This is a genomic window from Verrucosispora sp. CNZ293, from assembly GCF_002754655.1.
On the sequence record NZ_PEFR01000001.1, the window covers coordinates 1,556,041 to 1,573,035 of the forward strand.

The window sequence follows — 16,995 nt, forward strand, 5'->3', positions numbered from 1 at the left end:
AGACTCCGCGTTCGATGGACGCTCAGCAGACTTCCGCCGCCGACATCCGGCCCTGCGCCCACTGCGGGCGTGACGTGCCGCAGCGGGCCGGCGCCGGCCGCCCGTTCCGCTACTGCCGGGACAACGACGGCGCCTGCCAGCGGGCCTCCCGTAACAGCCGGATGCGGCACCGCAATGCTCCGGGGCTGCCCGGGCAGGTGGCCCGGACCTGGGAGGCGGTGGACCGGCTCGACCAGATCGTGGCGACGCTGACCGAGGCGCTGCACGCCGAGCTGTCCCCGGCCGGGGTGCAGCGGCAGCTGTCGCAGCTACGTGCGGAGACCGCCGGGGAGATCGCGGCGGCGCAGACCGAACGCGACGAGGCGCTGCGGGCCGCCGAGGACGCCGCGGCGCACGCCGAGCGGCAGCGCCGGCAGGCGCAGGCGGCGACCGCCGAGCGGGACACCGCCCGGGCCGAGGCCGCCCACGCCAGCGAGCAGGCCGTCGCCGCGACGCACCGGGCGCAGGACGCGGAGACAGCGCGGGACGAGGCGCGGCGGGAGGCCGCCGCCGCGCAGGCACTGCGGACACAGGCCGAGGCCGACCGGGACGCCGCGCGCGGCCAGCTGGCCGCACTGCGCGCCGACCTGGCCACCGAACGCCGGCGTAGCGCTGACCTGAGCGCCGAACGCGACGCCGCCCGCGCCGAGGCTGAGCGGGCCGCCGACACCACCGCGACGGCGCTCGCCGAGACCGACCGGTTGCGGGCCGAACTGGATCAGACGCGGGCCGCTGCTGGGCAGGCCCGGGCGGAGGCTGAGCAGGCCCGGGCGGAAGCTGAGCAGGCCCGCGCCGAGGCTGCCCAGGCGCAGGCGCAGGCGGAGTCGGCCCGCGACGAGGCCGAGCGGGCGGAGCAGGCACGGACGCAGGCCGACACCGACCGTGACAGGGCGCGGGAGCAGGTCCGTCAGGCCGGTGAGCAGCAGGCCGCGCTCGCCGCCCGCGCCGACCGGTTGGGCGAGGAACTGGCCGGCCTGCGAGCCACGCTCGGTGCCGCCGAGCGCCAGGTGAGCGAGCTGACCGTACGCCTGCGCGCCACCGAGGCCGACCGTGACGACGCCCGGGAGCGGGTGGCGCAGCTCGCCGCGAAAGTCGCCGACCTGGCCACCGCCCTCACCCGCCCCACCCCCTGACCCCCTCGGGGCGTCGATCATGCAGTTGTGGCACCCCAGAAAGCCCGCCATTCAGACAAATCGACCGCCATAACTGCATGATCGGCGGGCGTGGGTGAGGGAGGATGGCGTCATGGGTAAGACGCATGAGCGCATCGAGGGGCGGCTGCGGGAGTTCATCGAGGCGCAGCCGATGTTCTTCACCGCCACCGCGCCACTGGCCGGCGACGGCACTGTCAACCTCTCCCCGAAGGGCCTGCGCGGCTGCCTCGCGGTCCTCGACGAGCAGACGGTGGCCTATCTGGACTTCGCCGGCAGCAACGCCGAGACCATCGCCCACCTGCGGGAGAACGGCCGGATCACCCTGATGTGGTGCGCCTTCTCCGGCCCGCCGAACATCGTCCGGGTGCACGGCCGGGGTGAGCCGGTGTTCCGTGACGATCCCCGCTTCCCCGACCTGCTGGCACACTTCCCGGACCTCGACACCGCCCAGCACGGCCTTCGGGCGATCATCGTGGTGCACGCCCGACTGATCCGCGACACCTGCGGCTACGCGGTCCCGTTGATGACCTACGACACCGACCGGGACCTGCACGCCAGGCGTTTCGCCCGGGAGGACGACACCTCGCTGGACGCCTACTTCGCCGGCAAGGCCGACATCGCCACCAGCATCGACGGCCTGCCCGGGCTGCCGTTGCCGCTGCCGCCGACGCCACGCGGCGGCTAGACCACGGGCGAGCGGGGTACGACACCGACGGGGTGCCGGCGCGGCGCCGCACCGCGAAAGAGGACCGGGGCGGTTACCATTCCTGCTGGCGGCGACGGTCCGCCGAGACGACCCGGCCGGGACGACCCCCGCCGGGCGTACGTCATGGCCGGCTACCCTTGACTGCGCACCCGGGTCCAACGGGGCGTCGAGGCGCGGGGAGCGGGAATGGCCCGGCGAAGACGGACCGTTACACCGATAGGACCTGCACCACCGAAGAGGGGAAGTCGATCATGGGCGAGCGTATGCTGCGCGGTAGCCGACTGGGCGCGGTCAGCTACGAATCCGACCGCAACACGGAGCTCGCGCCGCGGCAGACCCGCGAGTACCTGTGCGCCAAGGGTCACCAGTTCGAGGTGCCGTTCGCCGTCGACGCCGAGGTGCCGACCACCTGGGAGTGCAAGTTCGACGGCAGCGTCGCCCGACTTGTCGACGGCAGCGAGCCGGAGCAGAAGAAGGCCAAGCCGCCGCGTACCCACTGGGACATGCTGCTGGAGCGGCGTTCGATCGCCGAACTGGAGGACATCCTCGCCGAGCGGCTGCAGGAGGTCCGCACCCGCCGCGGTCGCGCCTGACCGGAAACGTCAACGGTGCCCCCGGGATGTCCCGGGGGCACCGTTGTGCGTACCACCGGTCAGCGCGGCTCCACGATCTCACCTTCGATGGCTTCCCCCTCGACCACCGGACGTACCGGAGTGGCGGTCGGCGGCGGCGTCGCGGCCTGCGGCGGCGGGGTCTGCGTCGGCTGCTGCGGCCCACCCCGGTAGACCCGCACCCGACGGGGCCCGAACAGGTCACCGGCGGTCATCGACGACACCCGGCGCTCGGCGACCCGCTGCACCCCACCCCGGGCCAGCCGCCGCACCGGCGGCACCAGCAACACCAGCCCCACCAGACCGCTGACCAGACCGGGCGTCGCCAGCAGCAGCGCACCGAGCAGCCCCACCAGCCCATCGGTCACCTGCCGGCCGGGGGGCCGACCCGACTGTGCCGCCTCCCGGAAGCCCCGCCAGGCCCGCACGCCCTCCCGGCGCAGCAGCACCAGCCCCAGCAGCGAGGCCGCGAACACCAGCAACGTCGCCGCACCGAACCCGAGCGCCCGCCCCACCACCACGAACACGGCGATCTCTACGGCCACGGACACCAGCAGAGCCAACGGTACGAACCTCAGTGCTCGGCGCATATCACCCCATCCGCCTCACGGCGCGTCGTCGTCGCGGCCCGCCCCGGCGGCGCAGCCGTCCCGTGCGTCCAGCATGACACGCCGCCGCTCAGGGCCACCGCGCCTGCCCGGCCGTGGCCGCGTGCAGCCCACGCCGCACCGCCGTACGCCTGTCCCGGACCGCCCAGCCGGTGATCCGCCACAACGCCTCGACCACGATCAGCGGACTCATCTTGCTCGCACCCCGTTCCCGCTCGGCGAACGTGATCGGCACCTCCACGATCCGCGCACCCGCCCGGTGGGCCAGCCGGGACAGCTCCACCTGGAACGAATACCCCTGCGAACACACCGAGTCCAGGTCCAACGCGTCAAGCACCCCGGCCCGGTACACCCGGTAGCCGCCGGTGGCGTCGGCGACCGGCATCCCCAACGCCAGCCGCGCGTACAGGTTCCCGCACCGCGACAACAGCAGCCGCCGCAGCGGCCAGTTGACCACCCGGGCGCCCCGGGTCCACCGCGATCCGATCACCACGTCGGCGTCGCGGGCCGCCGCCAGCAACGCCGGCAGGTCCTCCGGGGCGTGTGAGCCGTCGGCGTCCATCTCCACCACCGCGTCGAAACCCCGCCGCCGCGCCCACGCGAACCCCGCCAGGTACGCCGCGCCGAGCCCCTGCTTGCCTTCCCGGTGCAGCACGTGCACCCGCTGATCGGCGCGGGCGATGCCCTCGGCGATCACGCCCGTGCCGTCGGGACTGTTGTCGTCGGCGACGAGAATCTCCACCTGCGGTGCGGCCCGGCGAACCCGCCGCACGATCGCTGTGACGTTGTCGGCCTCGTTGTAGGTGGGGATGACCACCAGTACCCGACCCACGCCGGGCACCCCTGTCATCACCGGACGGATGTCGGTTCCGCGTATCACCGCTGCCCCCTTCACCCCGGGTGGGCGGCCACCTGTGCGGATCGGCCGTCCCGCCGGCGCCGCAGCACCAGGGCACCGGCCAGCGCGGCCACCGCCAGCGCGGCCAGCAGCGCCTCGGGCAGCACCCCGACCCGGGTGGCCAGCGTGCGTCCCTCGGTCAGTGGCAGCTGACGTACCACGACCGCGCGGGTGTTGAACCCGGTGGCGTCGCTTACCCGCCCGTCCGGGGTGACGAACCCGGACACCCCGACCGTGGAGGCCATCAACGCCGCACGCCCGTGCTCGACCGCCCGCAACCGCACCATGGCCAACTGCTGACGCGCCTCGGCCTCGTCGAAGGTGGCGTTGTTCGTCTGCACCACCAGCAGCTGCGCCCCACCGACGACCGTGTCCCGGACCAGCCCGTCGTAGGCCACCTCGAAGCAGATCACGTCCCCCAGCACCACCGGCCCACTGTCGACCACCCCCGGCTCGGTGCCGGCCACGAAGTCGGCCCGGACCCGGTCGACCTGGTCGCTGACCATCCGGGCGATCCGCCGTAACGGCACGTACTCGGCGAACGGCACCGGGTGACGTTTGATGTACAGCTGATCCAGGTCGGGGCCGCTGCCCGGACGCCACAACAACCCCGCGTTGCGCACCTGCCCCCGCTCCGGACCGAACAGCACCGCACCGACCAGGATCGGCACACCCACGGCGTCCGCGGCGGCGGAGATCCGGGCCCCGGCCGAGGCGTTGCGCAGCGGGTCGATGTCACTGGAGTTCTCCGGCCACACCACCAGATCCGGTCGGGGCCGACTGCCGGCGGCGACCTCACCGGCCAGGGCGATGGTGGCGTCCACGTGGTTGTCGAGCACCGCCTGCCGCTGGGCGTTGAAGTCCAACCCGAGCCGCGGCACGTTGCCCTGCACGATCGCCACCGTCACGCTCGCCGTGTCGCGGGTCGTGGCCACCGGCACCAGCAGCCCACCGGCGAGCAGCAGCAGGACCGTCGCGGCGCACCCGGCCGCCGGCGCCCACCACCGTGGCCCGCCGGTGGCGCGGGCCCGCACCGTCCACCAGGCCCCGGCGACCAGCAGCCCACCGGCCAGCGCCACCGCGAACGTCACAAGCGGCGCACCACCCACCGCGGCCAGCCGCAGCAACGGCGAGCCGTCCTGACCGAACGCCAACCGACCCCACGGGAACCCACCGAACGGTGTCCGGTCCCGCAGCGCCTCCTGCCCCACCCACAGCACACCGGTCAGCGCCGGCCACACCGCCGGGAACCGGTCGGCCAGCGGCGACACCCACGCCGTGGCCACCCCCAGCACCGCCAGGTAGCCGGCCTGCAACAACGACAGCAGCACCCACGGCAGGTAACCGGTGTGCAGGTTCGTCCACGCCAGCATCGGCGCGAACAGGGTCACACCGGTCAGGAAGCCCAGACCAGCGCCGGCCCGCAGCCGCCGCCGGTGGGTCGCGGCGGCCAGCAGCGCCACACCGACCGGCGCCAGCGGCCACCACCCGTACGGCGGGAAGGCCAGCAGCAGCGCCAGGCCGGCGGCCACCGCCATGGCCACGGCCACCGGCAGGCGCACCGGACCCGCCACCTGCGCGGGTGGCGGGTGGGGCCCGGTGGCGCGGTCCACGGTCGTCACGGGCGGGTCGGACGCGATCACGCGCCGAAGGCTACCCGCCGCCGTGACCGAGCGTCCGGCCGCCAGCTGACACGTGGCCCACCGGGCGGCGTGGCCCGCCACCGTCACCGGCGGCGGGCCACAAGGACGGCGTCGTGCACCGTAATGTCGCGTCCGTCCGGGTCGGTCACCGTCCGCGGTCGGGCCTGCGCGGTCAGCACCTCGAAACGCGCCGGGTCCAGCTCCGCGGCGACCTGCTCGGCGGTGTACATCATCTCCGGGTAGTGCATGCGGTGAGCCGTGGTACGCAGGTCCCGCGGGTGATGCCCGACGATCAGCAGCAGGCCCCCGGGGGCGACCGCGTCGGCCAGCCGACCGAACACCTCCCGCCGTGGCTGCGGCGGCAGGTGCATGAACTGCGCCGACACCAGGTCGTACGCGTCCGACGGCGGTGACCACGCCGTCAGGTCGGCCTGGGTCCACTCGATCCGGGCGGCCAGCTCGGCGCCGGCGGCCCGCGCCTGGCCGGCGGCCCGCTGCAACGCGACGGAGGAGATGTCCACCGCGTGGACCTGCCAGCCACGCTCGGCCAGCCACACCGCGTCGGCGCCCTCACCGCTGCCCACGTCCAAGGCCCGACCGGGAGCCAGCCCGGTGACCTCGGTGACCAACTGCGGGTTGGGTCGACCGCTCCACACCGCCGGCTTGGACCGGTAGCGCTGCTCCCACGCCGCCTCGGTGAACATGGTTTCCCGTTGCCGCCGGTGCTCGACCACGGCCGCGCGGGTGTCCTCCTCCACCAGATCCATGTTGATCATCGCTCCGGCGGTGAGGCCGGCCCCGGCGGCCCGGATCACCTGACCGGTCACGTCGGTCACGTTGCCGGCCACCCACACCCCCGGCACCTCGGTGGCGCCGTTGGCGTCGGCCGGGATCCGCCTGCCGATGACGTGCCCGCCGTGCTCCACGTCCACCGGCTCCAAGCCCAGCGACTCCAGCAGCGCCGAGCGGGCCGTCATCCGGGAGGCCACCACCACCGCCTCGAGTTCCACGAGCTCCCCGTCGGCCAACCGCACCCCGGCCAGCCGGTCCCCGGCGCTCTCCACCGCGACGACCCGCCCCGGCACCACGGCGACGCCCCGGGCCGCCAACTCCTCGGCCTCCTGCGGCCCCGGCGCCGGGGCGTCGTGCAGCAGCAGCCGCACGTGCGGGCTCCACTGCCGCCACAGCTTCGCCGCGTGCACGGCCAGCGGCCCGGTGGTGGCCAGCACCCCGATCCGCTGGTCCCGGACCTCCCAACCGTGGCAGTACGGGCAGTGCAGCACATCGTGCCCCCACCGCTCGGTCAACCCGGGCACCTCGGGCAGCTCGTCGACCAGCCCGGTGGTGACCAGCAACCGCCGGGCCAGCACCACACGCCCCCCGTCGACAGTCACCACGAAGCCACTGTCGTCGCGGGAGACGGCGTCGACCCGGCCGGCCACGACCTGCCCGCCGTACGCGGTGACCTCCGCCCGACCCACGGCCAGCAGCTCCCCCGGCGGGGTGCCCTCCCGCCCGAGATAGTTGTGCACCGCGGCGGCCGGCGCGTTACGCGGCTCCCCGGCGTCCACCACCAGCACGCTGCGCCGCGCCCGGGCCAGCGTCAGCGCCCCGGCCAGCCCGGCGGCCCCGCCGCCGACCACCACCACGTCGTACTTGTCGTCCATGTCCGCCCCCTCGTCGGTGATGCCTCACACCCTGCAACCACCACCAGCCGATCGACAAGTAATCTTGCCGTTATGGCAAACGAGGAGGCGGCGGTGCTGGCAGCGGTCGGCCCCCGACTACGCGCCCTACGCAAACAGCGCGGCACCACCCTCACCGAACTCGCCGACACCACAGGCATCTCGGTGAGCACCCTGTCCCGGCTCGAATCCGGACAACGCCGCCCCACCCTGGAACTGCTGCTGCCACTGGCCCGCGCCCACCAGGTGCCACTTGACGAACTGGTCGGCGCCCCCGCCGTCGGCGACCCCCGGGTCCGCCCCCGCCCCATCGTCCGGCACGGCATGACATTCCTGCCGCTGACCCGCCGCCCCGGCGGCCTGCAGGCGTTCAAACAGATCCTGCCCCCACACACCCCCGCCGACCCGCAGCCACAGTCCCACGAGGGCTACGAATGGCTGTACGTGCTCTCCGGCCAGCTCCGCCTACGCCTCGGCGACCACGACCTGATCCTCAACCCCGGCGAGGTAGCCGAATTCGACACCCGTGTGCCGCACTGCGTGGCCAACCCCGGCTCCGAGCCCACCGAGGTCATCAACCTGTTCGGCCCGCAGGGCGAACGCCTGCACGTACGGGCCCGCCCCAGCACCGGCTGAACCGACCCACCACGACGAAGTCGGGGCGCGGCATACGCCGCGCCCCGATGCTCCCAGGCCCCTCCCGGCCGGTGCGGCGGAATGTGGCACGCCGACCTTCGGACCGACCCGACGGTGACTGGCTGTCCCCGCCTGGCCGTTGTCTACTGGCCGTGCACCCCATCCTGCCCGTACACCGGTAACCGCGGCCGGTTCGCGCCGCCCCGCCGACCCCCGCCCGCTGGACCTGGCCGCCGCGACTGAACATGCACCGTGTCGCTCGGCCAGCGGACGAAGGGACGAAGCGAACAACAGCCGCTTCCCGTGGTAGGACTCAAAGACGGTACGTGGCCCACCCCCGGCCTTGTCAACCCACCCCCGACGAGTCGTCTCCCCGCCCCGGCGTGTCGTGGCCGTCACCCCGGCGTCGACCACCCGCCCAGCAACCACCGACAGCCGCCGTCCACCCTGGTCAACCAAGTAACGGCCGCAGCAGCGCCCGCGCCGCCACCGGATGCTCCCCGGCCAGCAACCCCGCCGCGGCCAGCACATAATCGACATCCACCACCGGCCGGGCCGCCCTCGGCAACGCCCACCCACCGGCATTGTCGGACAACACCGCGGCCAACACCCCGGCGGCGTCGCTGTCCGGGGCGTGCCGCAACACCCCGCCGGAACCGACAAGCAGCCGAACGTCCCGCAGATCCCGGCCGGACCGCTCACCGGTGCCCACCCCACGGGCGTGCCGGCGCAACGCCACAGTCGCCGCCAACGCCGCGAACCGCGCGTCGACAGCCCGCCCGGCCGCATCCCCCGGCAGGAACCCGGGATCAGCGGCCCGCACCGCGGCCTCGGCCGCCAACCCGTCACCCTCCCCCACAAGCAAACGTTCCTCGACAGCCGCCCGCACCACCCCGGGGGCGCTCCACCGCACCCCCAGGTCCCCCTCGACCGTCCGCGCCCGCCACAGCTCACCGGCCACCTCCCGACCGGGCCCACTGGCCCGCTCGTCCGGAGTCAGCACCGAATACACGTCAGTGGTCGCGCCACCCACGTCGACCACCACCAGATCACCACCGGCCACGTCGGCGAGCACCTCCACCCCCGACAGCACCGCGTCCGGCGTCGCCGCCCGCACCAGCCGAGCGAACCGGCCACCCCGCGACAACCCCTTACCGCCGATGACGTGCCGCAGGAACACCTGCCGGATCGCCGCCCGCGCCGACACCGGCGCCAACACCCCGATGCGGGGCAGCACATTGTCAGCCACTGTCACCGGCACCCCCGCCCCGGCCAACAACCCGTGCAGCTCCGCACGGACCTCCACGTTGCCGGCCAACACCACAGGCACCCGCCAGCGGGCCCGCGCCAGCCGCGTCGCGTTGTGCGTCAACGTCTCGGCGTCCCCGCCGTCGGTGCCACCCACCAGCAGCACCACGTCCGGGCGGGCCGCCCGCAACGCCGTCAACTCCGCCCGACCCAGCCGCCCCGCCGCCACGTGCACCACGTCCGCCCCCGCCGACAGGCCCACCCGGCGGCCCGCCTGCGCGGTCACCAACGGCTCGTAGCCGATCACCGCCAGCCGCAACCCACCACCGGCCGACGAGCACACGAACCACGGCACCTCACCCGTGCCGAGTCCGACACCAGCCGCACCCACCGCCGCGTCCAGGCCGTGCAGCACATCCGACGCCACAGTGGTGGGCACCGCCGCCGCCGACACCAACCCCGCACCGTCGAGGTCGACCACCGCCACCTTCGTGTACGTCGAACCGACGTCGGCGCAGACCGCGACGTTCACACCGCGACGGGCACGACGACGGTGCCGGTCGCCGTCACCGCCACCAGCGGCTCCGCCAACACCTCCGCCGCCGACGCGCCCCGATCCGGCCGACCCCGACACACCACCCGGGCCTCGAAGTCGATGGTGCGGCTACGGGTACCCACCCGGGTCACCGTCCCCACCACCTCCAGCACGTCACCGGCCCGCATCGGCGCCTTGAACTGCACATCCGCATACGACGCGAACAACCCCTCGTCACCGTCGGTACGAATACACACCTCGGTGGCCACATCCCCGAACAGACCCAACGCGTACGCCCCGTCGACCAGATCACCCGCATAGTGGGCGTGCGCATACGGCACGTACCGCCGATGCGTCACCGTCACACCCAACCGCCGGTCCGTCATGCCACAGCCGCCTTCCTACCCGTGATCAACGCGTGCACCAGGTAGGACGCCACCTCACCCGGAGTCGTACCCCGACCGAAGATCCGATCCACCCCCAGCTCCGCGGCCTGAGACTCGTCGAACCGCGGCCCACCCACGATCAACAACGGTCGCCGCCCCGCCGGCATCGCCTCCCGGAACGCCGCCGACATCTCCCGCGTGTTGTGCAGATGCGCGTCCCGCTGCGTCACCACCTGCGACACCAGCACCGCGTCGGCCCGCGCCACCCGCGCCGCCTCCACCAACTCCGGCACACTCACCTGCGCACCCAGGTTCGTCACCGACAACTCCCGGTAGTACTCCAGGCCCTTCTCCCCCGCAATGCCCTTCACATTCAGGATCGCGTCGATGCCCACCGTGTGCGCGTCCGTGCCGATACACGCACCCACCACCGACAACTTCCGCCGCAACCGTCGCTTGACGACCGCGTTGACCTCCTTGGCACTGAGCAACGGAAAGTCCCGCTCCACCACCCGCACCGCCGACAGGTCCACCAGATGGTTCACCCGCCCGTACACCACGAAAAACGTGAACCCGTCACCTATCGGCTTCGCGTGCACCAGCAACGCCGGATCGACACCCATCTTGTTCGCCAACTGCACCGCGGCACCCTCGGCCCGCTTGTCATGCGGTATTGGCAACGTGAACGACACCTGCACCATGCCGTCACCAGTGGTGTCCCCGTACGGCCGCACCACACTGCCGCCCGTCATGCCGGCTGCTCCAGGATCTCCGTGGCCGGGTTGTAGTAACCCGCCTCGTGCCGCGCCACCCCGTCCAGACCCTTACCCCGATCCGCCGGCCGCTTCATGATCCCGAACGTGCCCTCGGCGATCGCCGTCAACAACGACTGCTCACCGATCCGCTCCAACAGATCCACCGCCTCACCCAGCACCCGGTTCGCCCGCTGCTGAATGAACCCACCCGACGCCGGCACGAAATCCTCAGCCAACCCGCCCGCCGCACCCAACACGTACCGCACGTTCTGCAGGGCGATGTCCCGATCCGACAACCACGGCGTCACCACGGCCTCCGTCATCATCCCCACCAGCAGAATCCCCTGCCCGGTCAGCGCACCCACCAGATTGAAGAAACCATCAAGCAGATTCCCCCGGAACACATCCCCCGTCATGTGCTTCGTCGGCGGCATCCACTTCAACGGCGCATCCGGAAACAACTCCCGCGCCAACAACGCGTGCGCCAACTCCAACCGCAACGACTCCGGCACCTCAGGGTTGATCTCGAAGGCGTGCCCCAACCCCAACTGCCAGTCCGCCAACCCCGCCTCATGCGCGAAATACTCGTTGAGCAACTGCGACACCGTCACCGTGTGCGCCTCATCCACCGCATCCGCAGTGGTCAGGTAATTGTCCTCACCGGTGTTGATGATGATCCCCGCCCGGGCGTGCACCTGCCGCGAGAACCGCTGATCCACGAACGTCCGCACCGGATTGATGTCCCGGAACAAAATCCCGTACATCGAATCGTTGAGCATCATGTCCAGCCGCTCCAGGCCAGCCAACGTCGCCATCTCCGGCATGCACAACCCCGACGCGTAGTTCGTCAGCCGCACATACCGACCCAGCTCCTTCGACGACACATCCAACGCCGCCCGCATCAACCGGAAGTTCTCCTGCGTCGCGTACGTCCCCGCGAACCCCTCCCGCGTCGCACCCTCCGGCACATAGTCCAACAACGACTGCCCCGTCGACCGGATCACCGCGATCACATCCGCACCGGCCCGCGCCGCCGCCTGCGCCTGCGGAATGTCCTCGTAGATGTCCCCCGTCGCCACGATCAGATAAATCCACGGCCGCCGCCTCGGATCCCCGAACCGCTTCACCAGCCGGTCCCGCTCAGCCCGCCGCCGATCGATCCGCCGGATCCCCGCCGCGACCGCCTTGCGGGCGGCCCGCCGCGCCGCCGTCGCCGCCCGACCCGACGGCACCTGGAACCGCACCGACCCCGCCGCCGCCTTCTGCGCCAACAACGTCACATCGGTGCCCTGCTCCCGCACCAGAGCGTCGAAGACCGGCAACGCCACCCCGTGACCCAACCCGACATCCGCCACCACCGCCTCCACCAGACGGTTCACCCACGGAATACCGTCCGGATCGGCACCCACCACCCCCGCCAGCCGCAGCACCGCCCGCTCCACCGACACCGTGGTGTGACCACGCGCCAACTCCACCACCGGCTGCCCGGCCCGCCGCGCCAACTCCCGCGCCCGCGCCACAAGCACCGGATCCAGATCAAGCTTCCCCGTCACGCGGACGACCCTTCCTCATAGATCACCTCGCCGCGCAGCACCGTGCGCCGGCACACCGGCAACGGCGTCGGATCATCCGCACCCCGCGCCTCCGGATCCGCGGCCTGCAACACCGGCAACCCCCGCTCAACCCCCGCCGGCGTGGACCACACCGCGAACGTCGCCGGCGCACCCAACGCCAGCACCCCCTCGCTGTCCAGATGCACCGCCCGCCAGCCACCCCGCGTATGCGCCGCGAACGCCGCCCGCACACTCATCCGCTGCACCGGATTGTGATGCGCCACCGCCGCCCGCACCGAACCCCACGGATCCAACGGCGTCACCGGCGAATCCGAACCGAACGCCAACGCCACCCCGACCCCGTGCATCGCACCCATCGGATTCGACGCCAACGACCGCGCCAACCCCAACCGCGTCTCGTACATCCGGCCCGCGCCACCCCACAACCTGTCGAACGCCGGCTGCATCGACGCCACCACCCCGTACTCCACGAACCCGGCGATCAACCGCCGATCCACGATCTCCGCGTGCTCCACCCGATGCCGCGCCGCCCGCAACCGCTCCGTGCCCAACCGCCGCGCCGCCGCCGCGAAACCCTCAAGCACCGTCGACACCGCCGCGTCACCGATCGCATGGAACCCGCCCTGCATCCCATGCGCCGCACAATCCAACAAATGATCACGAACCTGATCCGCGCTCAGATAACCGTGACCACACCCGTCACCATCGACGTACGGCTGCGACAGATGCGCCGTACGCGACCCCAACGCACCATCAGCGAACAGATCACCACCGGCACCGACCGCACCCAACTCCCGCGCCCGAGCCGCACCACCCAACTCACCCCAGTACCCGTACACCTCCGGCACCCCCGCACCGGAGATCCCCAGCAGACCGGTGAAGTCCTCCTCGTCGGAAATCTCCGGCCCACCGCACTCGTGCACCGCAGCGATCCCCACCGACGCCGCGTACCCCAACGCCACCCGCTGCGCCGCCACCCGCTGCGCCCGCGTCACCGACGCCCGCGCCACCGCCCGCACCACATGATGCGCGTCACGACGCAGCCAACCCGACTCGTCGTACCCCGGCACGGCCGCCGCCTCCGGACACGCCGCCAGCAACGCCGACGACACCAACGCCGAATGAATCGACGCCTGCGACAGATACACCCGCCGACCGTCCGCCGCTCGCCCCAACTGCGCCGCCGACGGCGGCTGCGCCACCGGCCACGTCGACTCGTCCCACCCGTGCCCCAGCACCACCGCGTCCGCCGGCAGACCCGCCGCGTACGCCGACACCGCGTCCAACAGCTCACCCGCCGACCGCACCCCGGACAGATCAAGCCCGGACAACACCAACCCCGTGTCACTGACATGCACGTGCGCATCCACGAAAGCCGGCGTCACCAACGCACCGTCCAGCTCCACCACCAGGTCCGCCGACGGAGCGTCAGCCTCCGAACCCAGCCACACGATCCGCCCGTCACGGACCAGCAACGCGGTCGCGGACGGATCCGCCGGGCAGTGCAGCACACCAGCGCGGTACAACGTCGAGGGGTTGTTCGTCATGGCCTCAGTCTGCCGCCAGCCGAGCCTCGAACAGCCCACGCACCCCCGGCTCACCCCGCAACAGACCCAACGCCAGCTCCGCGTGCCCCGGCACGTACCCGTTGCCGACAAGCATCGTCACGTCCGCCGCCAGACCCTCCGCACCCAACGCCGCCGCCGCGAAGCTCGTCGCCATCGAGAAAAAGATCACCGTCCCGCCGTCCGCGGTCGCCAGCACCGCACCGTGCTCACAACCCGGCACATCCACGCACACCACAGTCACGTCCGCCGGCGCCCCCAGCGCCGAGGTCACCGCCGTCGACAACGCCACCGGATCACGGGCGTCGGCCATCGCCACCGCGTCGGCCAACCCGGCCGCTACCAGCGCGTCACGCTCCGCGACCACCGGCACCACACCGACCGTCCGGCCCGCACCCGCCCGCCGCGCCGCCGCCAGCGACAACGAACCGCTCTTACCCGCGCCGCCGACCACCGCCACCGTCACCGGCCGGGCATCCCCCTCGGCCATCCGCTCCGCCACGTACCGGGACACCACCCGCGACGTCAACGCCGGCGCACCGCACACGTCCAGCACCGCCAGGGACAGCTGCGGGTCCAGATCCGCCGGCAGCACCGCCGCCACCGACCTGGCGAACAGGATCGCCCACCCCTCACACGGCACCTGCTCGCTGCGACCGTCCCAACCGGCCAACCCGTCAGTCACCACAAGCGGGGTCAACGTCAACGACACGAGCGTGGCCACCCGCTCGCCCGCCTTGAGCCCCAACGGGGAACGCCGACCGGCCTCCTCGACCGTGCCGATCAGCATGCCGCCCGACCCGGTCACCGGGTTCTGCATCTTCCCCCGGGCGGAAATGATGTCGAGCACCTCGGCCCGGACCGCGTCGCCGTCCCCGGCGTGCTTGACGGACAACTGCCGGAAACTCGCCGCGTCCAGGTTCAGCCGCTCCACCCGGATCCGCACCTCGTTCGGCGCGATCTCCGGACGCGTGTCGAGCCGCCACGCCGCCTGTGGCAACACGCCCGCAGGCTCCACGACACGGTGCAGACCCACCGGTGACGTCACGCCGACCTCCCCTGTCCGACCGCCTGAAGCCCCGCCTTCGACTCGCACGGCGGGAAAACTTACGGCAGAATAATTTCTCTACCGAAATTTTTCCAGTAGCCTTCGGGTCGCTGATCACCCAGGCAGACCAGAGGAGGGGCCGTGACCCAGACCCGACCGCCGGTGCAGACCATCCCGGCAGCACCACCGGCCCCCACCATCACCCTCGGCGGCCAGCCCTACGAATACCGCCGCAGCCCCCTCGTCGAACCCGACTGGACCCGCTTCCCCGGCTGGCGCACGGTCACCCGCGACCAGTGGGAGAGCGCCCAGTGGCAACGCGTCAACTGCGTCAAGAACATCAAGCAACTGCGCACCGTGCTCGGTGACACCGTCGACGACACCTTCTACGCCGACCTCGAAGCCGACCAGCGCGCCCTGGCCACCATGTCCATGCTGGTGACCCCACAGATGCTCAACACCATGGCGCCGTACGCGTCACCGACCACCGACGCACTGCTCGCCGACCCCATCCGGCGCTACATGATCCCGGTGGCCTCCGACCGCCGCACCGACTGGCCGTCACACCCGTACGCCACCCGCGACTCGCTGCACGAACACGACATGTGGGTCGCCGAGGGCCTCACCCACCGCTACCCCACGAAGGTCCTCGCCGAGCTGCTCTCCACCTGCCCGCAGTACTGCGGGCACTGCACCCGCATGGACCTGGTCGGCAACTCCACCCCGACGGTGGACAAGCTCAAGCTCACCCTCAAGCCCGTCGACCGCTACGACGCCCACATCAGCTACCTCAAGGCCCACCCCGGGGTCCGCGACGTCGTCGTCTCCGGCGGCGACGTGGCAAACGTGCCCTGGCGCAACCTTGAGTCGTACCTGATGCGCCTGCTGGAGATCGAAACCATCCGGGACATCCGGCTCGCCACCAAGGCCCTCATGGGTCTACCCCAGCACTGGCTGCAACCTGACGTCGTCGAGGGCCTGGAACGGGTCGCCCGCACCGCCGCCCGCCGCGGCGTCAACCTCGCCATCCACACCCACGTCAACCACGCACAGTCGCTCACCCCGCTTGTCGCCAGGGCCGCCCAGACCGCCCTCGACATCGGCGTCCGCGACGTACGCAACCAGGGCGTGCTGATGCGCGGGGTCAACGCCACAAGCACCGACCTGCTCGACCTCTGCTTCGCCCTCCAGGGCGAGGCGGGCATCCTGCCCTACTACTTCTACATGTGCGACATGATCCCCAACGCCGAGCACTGGCGGGTCCCGGTCTGGCACGCCCAGCAGCTCCAGCACGACATCATGGGCTACCTGCCCGGCTACGCCACCCCACGGATCGTCTGCGACGTGCCGTTCGTCGGGAAGCGCTGGGTGCACATGGTCACCGAGTACGACCGGGAGCGCGGCATCTCCTACTGGACGAAGAACTACCGCACCTCCATCGAATCCGCCGACCTGGAGGCGCTCAGCAAGCGCTACGCCTACTACGACCCGATCGACACCCTTCCCGAGGCCGGCCAGCGGTGGTGGCACGCCCACCGCGACGACTGAGCCGACTCGCCCCTGCGCCGACAGGTGCCACGCGCCGCGAAGCGGGCCGCCGGAATGATCCGGCGGCCCGCTTCCGTGCTGGGCTGTCACTTCGTGAAAGCGTCCTTCGCGTTGCGCCCGGCCTCCTTGACGTTCTCACCGGCCTGACGCGCGCGGGCGTCGCCCTGCTGGTTGGCGCCCTCGCCCCGCATGCTCTCGTTGTCGGTCATCTCGCCGATGCGCTGCCTGGCGGCGCCGCTCAGTTCCTCGACCTTGTTCTTCGCCTTGTCGGTGAAGCTCATGTCGCCTCCCCTGCCTGTTCGGCGGTACGCGGAGCGGATCGCTCCGCTCTTTGTGGTGTCCCCCTGAGTTGTGGC

At 72.0% G+C, this 16,995-nt stretch carries 16 protein-coding genes; 5 read left to right on the top strand and 11 right to left on the bottom strand.

Annotated features, from left to right (window positions below; genetic code table 11):
- Positions 1-14 precede the first annotated feature (14 nt).
- The 3 genes from CLT74_RS07125 to CLT74_RS07135 all read left to right on the top strand — a co-directional run bounded on the left by CLT74_RS07125 (position 15) and on the right by CLT74_RS07135 (position 2,492).
- The gene (locus tag CLT74_RS07125) at positions 15-1,172 is read left to right on the top strand and encodes a hypothetical protein (protein ID WP_099845836.1); all 1,158 of its coding nucleotides are present in this window, start codon (positions 15-17) and stop codon (positions 1,170-1,172) included.
- A gap of 112 nt (positions 1,173-1,284) precedes the next feature.
- Positions 1,285-1,878 (top strand): pyridoxamine 5'-phosphate oxidase family protein, encoded by a 594-nt coding sequence (locus tag CLT74_RS07130; RefSeq protein WP_099845837.1) that lies wholly within the window; start codon positions 1,285-1,287, stop codon positions 1,876-1,878.
- Between the two features lie 272 nt (positions 1,879-2,150).
- The gene (locus CLT74_RS07135) at positions 2,151-2,492 is read left to right on the top strand and encodes an RNA polymerase-binding protein RbpA (protein WP_046564157.1); all 342 of its coding nucleotides are present in this window, start codon (positions 2,151-2,153) and stop codon (positions 2,490-2,492) included.
- Positions 2,493-2,551: 59 nt separating this feature from the next.
- On the opposite strand, the gene CLT74_RS07140 is transcribed toward CLT74_RS07135, so the two are convergent.
- The 4 genes from CLT74_RS07140 to CLT74_RS07155 form a co-directional block, all read right to left on the bottom strand.
- Positions 2,552-3,100, bottom strand: coding sequence for an FxsA family protein (locus tag CLT74_RS07140; RefSeq protein WP_099845838.1), 549 nt, complete (start codon positions 3,098-3,100; stop codon positions 2,552-2,554).
- Positions 3,101-3,188: 88 nt separating this feature from the next.
- On the bottom strand, positions 3,189-3,968 hold the full coding sequence (locus tag CLT74_RS07145) for a polyprenol monophosphomannose synthase (RefSeq protein WP_099851482.1): 780 nt from the start codon (positions 3,966-3,968) through the stop codon (positions 3,189-3,191).
- Positions 3,969-4,009: 41 nt separating this feature from the next.
- Positions 4,010-5,629, bottom strand: a complete 1,620-nt coding sequence (gene lnt, locus CLT74_RS07150; protein ID WP_486582702.1) for an apolipoprotein N-acyltransferase — start codon at positions 5,627-5,629, stop codon at positions 4,010-4,012.
- 113 nt (positions 5,630-5,742) lie between these two features.
- The gene (locus tag CLT74_RS07155; RefSeq protein WP_099845839.1) at positions 5,743-7,326 is read right to left on the bottom strand and encodes a bifunctional NAD(P)/FAD-dependent oxidoreductase/class I SAM-dependent methyltransferase; all 1,584 of its coding nucleotides are present in this window, start codon (positions 7,324-7,326) and stop codon (positions 5,743-5,745) included.
- A 72-nt stretch (positions 7,327-7,398) separates the two neighbouring features.
- On the opposite strand from CLT74_RS07155, the gene CLT74_RS07160 reads away from it, so the two are divergent.
- Positions 7,399-7,980, top strand: coding sequence for a helix-turn-helix domain-containing protein (locus tag CLT74_RS07160; RefSeq protein WP_099845840.1), 582 nt, complete (start codon positions 7,399-7,401; stop codon positions 7,978-7,980).
- A 451-nt stretch (positions 7,981-8,431) separates the two neighbouring features.
- Here CLT74_RS07160 and CLT74_RS07165 read toward each other — a convergent pair whose 3' ends face one another.
- The 6 genes from CLT74_RS07165 to kdd are packed head-to-tail and all read right to left on the bottom strand — an operon-like array spanning position 8,432 to position 15,091.
- Positions 8,432-9,760 carry a glutamate mutase L gene (locus tag CLT74_RS07165; RefSeq protein WP_099845841.1) on the bottom strand — a complete coding sequence of 443 codons (1,329 nt, stop codon included), beginning with the start codon at positions 9,758-9,760 and terminating at the stop codon, positions 8,432-8,434.
- Positions 9,757-10,149, bottom strand: a complete 393-nt coding sequence (gene kal / locus CLT74_RS07170; protein WP_099845842.1) for a 3-aminobutyryl-CoA ammonia lyase — start codon at positions 10,147-10,149, stop codon at positions 9,757-9,759. Before kal ends, CLT74_RS07165 begins: the two co-directional genes overlap by 4 nt.
- Positions 10,146-10,901: a lysine 5,6-aminomutase subunit beta gene (gene kamE / locus CLT74_RS07175; RefSeq protein WP_099845843.1), complete on the bottom strand. Its 756-nt coding sequence runs from the start codon at positions 10,899-10,901 to the stop codon at positions 10,146-10,148. Before kamE ends, kal begins: the two co-directional genes overlap by 4 nt.
- Complete coding sequence (kamD, locus tag CLT74_RS07180; RefSeq protein WP_099845844.1) at positions 10,898-12,457, bottom strand: lysine 5,6-aminomutase subunit alpha; 1,560 nt, start codon at positions 12,455-12,457, stop codon at positions 10,898-10,900. Before kamD ends, kamE begins: the two co-directional genes overlap by 4 nt.
- Entirely contained in the window at positions 12,454-14,025 is a 1,572-nt protein-coding gene (locus CLT74_RS07185; protein WP_099845845.1) for an amidohydrolase, read from the bottom strand. The genes kamD and CLT74_RS07185 overlap by 4 nt, the downstream gene beginning before the upstream one ends.
- 4 nt (positions 14,026-14,029) lie before the next feature.
- The gene (gene kdd / locus CLT74_RS07190) at positions 14,030-15,091 is read right to left on the bottom strand and encodes an L-erythro-3,5-diaminohexanoate dehydrogenase (protein WP_099845846.1); all 1,062 of its coding nucleotides are present in this window, start codon (positions 15,089-15,091) and stop codon (positions 14,030-14,032) included.
- 141 nt (positions 15,092-15,232) lie between these two features.
- On the opposite strand from kdd, the gene CLT74_RS07195 reads away from it, so the two are divergent.
- Entirely contained in the window at positions 15,233-16,639 is a 1,407-nt protein-coding gene (locus tag CLT74_RS07195; protein ID WP_099845847.1) for a lysine 2,3-aminomutase, read from the top strand.
- 86 nt (positions 16,640-16,725) lie between these two features.
- On the opposite strand, the gene CLT74_RS07200 is transcribed toward CLT74_RS07195, so the two are convergent.
- Positions 16,726-16,920, bottom strand: a complete 195-nt coding sequence (locus tag CLT74_RS07200) for a CsbD family protein (RefSeq protein WP_099845848.1) — start codon at positions 16,918-16,920, stop codon at positions 16,726-16,728.
- Positions 16,921-16,995: the final 75 nt, after the last annotated feature.

What these genes read in the sequence shown, in the direction of transcription:
- CLT74_RS07140 (WP_099845838.1), bottom strand. Translation starts at nt 3,100, where the DNA reads ATGCGCCGAGCACTGAGGTTCGTACCGTTGGCTCTGCTGGTGTCCGTG.
- CLT74_RS07145 (WP_099851482.1), bottom strand. Translation starts at nt 3,968, where the DNA reads ATGACAGGGGTGCCCGGCGTGGGTCGGGTACTGGTGGTCATCCCCACC.
- CLT74_RS07155 (WP_099845839.1), bottom strand. Translation starts at nt 7,326, where the DNA reads ATGGACGACAAGTACGACGTGGTGGTGGTCGGCGGCGGGGCCGCCGGG.
- CLT74_RS07125 (WP_099845836.1), top strand. Translation starts at nt 15, where the DNA reads ATGGACGCTCAGCAGACTTCCGCCGCCGACATCCGGCCCTGCGCCCAC.
- CLT74_RS07130 (WP_099845837.1), top strand. Translation starts at nt 1,285, where the DNA reads ATGGGTAAGACGCATGAGCGCATCGAGGGGCGGCTGCGGGAGTTCATC.
- CLT74_RS07185 (WP_099845845.1), bottom strand. Translation starts at nt 14,025, where the DNA reads ATGACGAACAACCCCTCGACGTTGTACCGCGCTGGTGTGCTGCACTGC.
- kamE (WP_099845843.1), bottom strand. Translation starts at nt 10,901, where the DNA reads ATGACGGGCGGCAGTGTGGTGCGGCCGTACGGGGACACCACTGGTGAC.
- CLT74_RS07135 (WP_046564157.1), top strand. Translation starts at nt 2,151, where the DNA reads ATGGGCGAGCGTATGCTGCGCGGTAGCCGACTGGGCGCGGTCAGCTAC.
- kal (WP_099845842.1), bottom strand. Translation starts at nt 10,149, where the DNA reads ATGACGGACCGGCGGTTGGGTGTGACGGTGACGCATCGGCGGTACGTG.
- CLT74_RS07160 (WP_099845840.1), top strand. Translation starts at nt 7,399, where the DNA reads ATGGCAAACGAGGAGGCGGCGGTGCTGGCAGCGGTCGGCCCCCGACTA.
- CLT74_RS07200 (WP_099845848.1), bottom strand. Translation starts at nt 16,920, where the DNA reads ATGAGCTTCACCGACAAGGCGAAGAACAAGGTCGAGGAACTGAGCGGC.